Annotated in this window: 1 pseudogene; it reads left to right on the plus strand. The window is 53.8% G+C overall.

The window, feature by feature from the left end:
• Positions 1-221 precede the first annotated feature (221 nt).
• Positions 222-688, plus strand: a pseudogene (locus C3418_RS23840) (IS21 family transposase); the annotation flags it as partial.

Consider the following 688-nt stretch of genomic DNA (forward strand, 5'->3'; position numbering starts at 1 on the left):
TGCATATTCCGGCCGATCATGAACACCAATTCCGATTCAACGTGAACACCATTTCCGGACCAATGTGAACGCTCATTCCGGTTCAACCTGAACACTTCGCCCCTCCTTTCCGGAAACAGTGTTCAACATCCCGGAATCACTGTTCACATTCACCGGAATCATCCTTAACGCATTGATTTAAAAACCTTTGATACGCTCTCCCTTTTGCCAGGGAAGAGCCTATGTCTGCCAAGAGGATTGCAATGCGTAAAATTCGTGAAGTGCTGCGACTGCGGCTGGAAGCTGACCTCTCTGTTCGCCAAATCAGTATCTGTACCAAGGTCAGTGTCGGCTCCATCCAGAAACTCCTCAAAAGTGCCCAGGCGCTCGGCCTTACCTGGCCCTTACCTACCGAGCTTGATGATGGCCGACTGGCTGCCCTGTTCTATCCGCAGGCCGATACCACCATCTCGGCCCGCCATGTTGTGCCGGATTGGCCCTCTGTCCATCAGGAGCTCAAGCGCAAGGGGGTCTCCAAACAGCTGCTCTGGGAGGAGTACACCCAGCGCTATCCCAATAGCTGTTACAGCTACTCCCAGTTCTGTGACCGTTACAAGTCCTGGTGTCAGTTGCAAAAGCGCTCCATGCGCCAGATCCACAAGGCGGGGGAAAAGCTCTTTATCGACTACTGCGGGCCCACGGTGCCCAT

Source organism: Aeromonas sp. ASNIH8 (genome assembly GCF_002919855.1).
Taxonomy (GTDB): Bacteria; Pseudomonadota; Gammaproteobacteria; order Enterobacterales; family Aeromonadaceae; genus Aeromonas; species Aeromonas caviae.